We start from the raw sequence: 3,174 nt of genomic DNA, 5'->3' as shown, positions 1-3,174 counted from the left end.
ACAAGCGGCGGAGCATGCGGATTAATTCGATGCAACGCGAAGAACCTTACCAAGGCTTGACATACACCGGAATCATCCAGAGATGGGTGCGCCTTCGGGTCGGTGTACAGGTGGTGCATGGTTGTCGTCAGCTCGTGTCGTGAGATGTTGGGTTAAGTCCCGCAACGAGCGCAACCCTCGTTCCATGTTGCCAGCAACACTTCGGTGGTTGGGGACTCATGGGAGACTGCCGGGGTCAACTCGGAGGAAGGTGGGGATGACGTCAAATCATCATGCCCCTTATGTCTTGGGCTTCACGCATGCTACAATGGCCGGTACAAAGGGCTGCGATACCGCGAGGTGGAGCGAATCCCAAAAAACCGGTCTCAGTTCGGATTGGGGTCTGCAACTCGACCCCATGAAGTCGGAGTCGCTAGTAATCGCAGATCAGCAACGCTGCGGTGAATACGTTCCCGGGCCTTGTACACACCGCCCGTCAAGTCACGAAAGTCGGTAACACCCGAAGCCGGTGGCCCAACCCTTGTGGGGGGAGCCGTCGAAGGTGGGACTGGCGATTGGGACTAAGTCGTAACAAGGTAGCCGTACCGGAAGGTGCGGCTGGATCACCTCCTTTCTAAGGAGCACTGGTCGCGTCAAGCGATCCAGAGCCTGGTCTGTCCCCGCACGTGGGACGGCAGGTGCTCAAGGGTGGAACATCGATTTTGGCGCCGATCTGCACTGGTCGGCTGCAAGTACAACCCGTTTGACTGCCGCAAGGTGGGAGGGAGTGGAACGCAGCTGCTGGTGGGGGTGGGCGCTTGACACGTTGTTGGGTCCTGAAGGATCGGACGACACGCACCCCTGAGGGGGTGTGTGCTGGCTGGTTTCTTCTGGTCGTGGGCCCCACCGATGGAGCGAGTTCCTCGTTTCGGGTGTGGGGTGCCGGTTGTATTTTGAGAACTTCACAGTGGACGCGAGCATCTTTGTAGTGTTCAAGTTTTTAAGGGCACACGGTGGATGCCTTGGCACCAGGAACCGAAGAAGGACGTAGGAATCTGCGATAAGCCTCGGGTAGTCGATAACCAGACTGTGATCCGAGGATTTCCGAATGGGGAAACCCGGCTGGAGGCAAGTCCAGTCACCCGCATCTGAATATATAGGGTGTGTGGAGGGAACGTGGGGAAGTGAAACATCTCAGTACCCACAGGAAGAGAAAACAACAGTGATTCCGTGAGTAGTGGCGAGCGAAAGCGGATGAGGCTAAACCGGGCGTGTGTGATAGCTGTCAGGCGTTGCACGTTCGGGGTCGTGGGACCCACCAACAGGGGCTGACACCTTTGTAGGGAGTGAGAAATCTGCGTCATAGTCGAAGAGCATTGAATGGCTCGGCATAGAGGGTGCGACCCCCGTAGACGAAATGGTGTGGACTCCCGGTGGGGATCCCAAGTAGCACGGGGCCCGAGAAATCCCGTGTGAATCTGGCAGGACCACCTGCTAAGCCTAAATATTCCCTGGTGACCGATAGCGGACAAGTACCGTGAGGGAAAGGTGAAAAGTACCCCGGGAGGGGAGTGAAATAGATCCTGAAACCGTGTGCCTACAATCCGTTGGAGCCTCCCGCCGTTGGGCGTGTGGGGTGACAGCGTGCCTTTTGAAGAATGAGCCTGCGAGTTAGTGCTCAGTGGCGAGGTTAACCCGTGTGGGGAAGCCGTAGCGAAAGCGAGTCCGAATAGGGCGTTTGAGTCGCTGGGTCTAGACCCGAAGCGGAGTGATCTACCCATGGCCAGGTTGAAGCGCAGGTAAGACTGCGTGGAGGACCGAACCCACTTAGGTTGAAAACTGAGGGGATGAGCTGTGGGTAGGGGTGAAAGGCCAATCAAACTCCGTGATAGCTGGTTCTCCCCGAAATGCATTTAGGTGCAGCGTCACGTGTTTCTTGCCGGAGGTAGAGCTACTGGATAGCTGATGGGCCTCACCAGGTTACTGACGTTAGCCAAACTCCGAATGCCGGTAAGTGAGAGCGTGGCAGTGAGACTGCGGGGGATAAGCTCCGTAGTCGAGAGGGAAACAGCCCAGATCACCAGCTAAGGTCCCTAAGCGTGTGCTAAGTGGGAAAGGATGTGGAGTTGCTGTGACAACCAGGAGGTTGGCTTAGAAGCAGCCACCCTTTAAAGAGTGCGTAATAGCTCACTGGTCAAGTGATTCCGCGCCGACAATGTAGCGGGGCTCAAGCACACCACCGAAGCTGTGGCATTGACATTTTGCTCGGCACCAACTCCTGCGGGACTGGTGTCCAGGCGTGTTGATGGGTAGGGGAGCGTCGTGTGGCCAGGGAAGCGGCGGTGTGAACCAGCCGTGGAGGCCACACGAGTGAGAATGCAGGCATGAGTAGCGAATGACGGGCGAGAAACCCGTCCGCCGAATAACCAAGGGTTCCAGGGTCAAGCTAATCTGCCCTGGGTAAGTCGGGACCTAAGGCGAGGCCGACAGGCGTAGTCGATGGACATCCGGTTGATATTCCGGAACCGGCGAAGGACCGCCCCTGATGAACCTTGTGATGCTAAGTGCCTGAAGCACGCCCACCAACCCTTCGGGGTTACCGGGTGTGTGGAGCGCACGACCCGATCAGGTAGTAGTCAAGCGATGGAGTGACGCAGGAAGGTAGCCTCCGCGTGGCGATGGTTGTCCACGTCCAAGGGTGTAGGGCGCGATCCAGGCAAATCCGGATCGCATGAAGCCTGAGACCTGATAGTGACCGCGAATGCGGGAAGAGGGTGATCCTATGCTGCCGAGAAAAACTTCTAGCGAGGTCCGAGCCGCCCGTACCCCAAACCGACTCAGGTGGTTAGGTAGAGAATACCAAGGCGATCGAGTGAATCGTGGTTAAGGAATTCGGCAAAATACCCCCGTAACTTCGGGAGAAGGGGGGCCCTGATCGTGACGACACTTGCTGTCGAAAGCGTGATCGGCCGCAGAGACCAGGGAGAAGCGACTGTTTACTAAAAACACAGGTCCGTGCCAAGTCGCAAGACGATGTATACGGACTGACGCCTGCCCGGTGCTGGAACGTTAAGGGGACCGGTTAGTACGCAAGTGCGAAGCTGAGAACTTAAGCGCCAGTAAACGGCGGTGGTAACTATAACCATCCTAAGGTAGCGAAATTCCTTGTCGGGTAAGTTCCGACCTGCACGAATG

2 rRNA genes are annotated in these 3,174 nt (G+C 57.0%); both read left to right on the top strand.

From position 1 onward, the window contains the following. A 16S ribosomal RNA gene (locus tag ABT295_RS21080) occupies window positions 1-613 on the top strand; the annotation flags it as partial. 356 nt (window positions 614-969) lie between these two features. Continuing rightward, window positions 970-3,174: ribosomal RNA gene (locus ABT295_RS21075) — 23S ribosomal RNA — on the top strand; the annotation flags it as partial.

The organism is Terrabacter sp. NPDC000476 (genome assembly GCF_040300125.1).
Lineage (GTDB): Bacteria > Actinomycetota > Actinomycetes > Actinomycetales > Dermatophilaceae > Terrabacter.
Note: the sequence above shows the minus strand (reverse complement) of the source record. Positions and strands in the feature narration are given on the sequence as shown.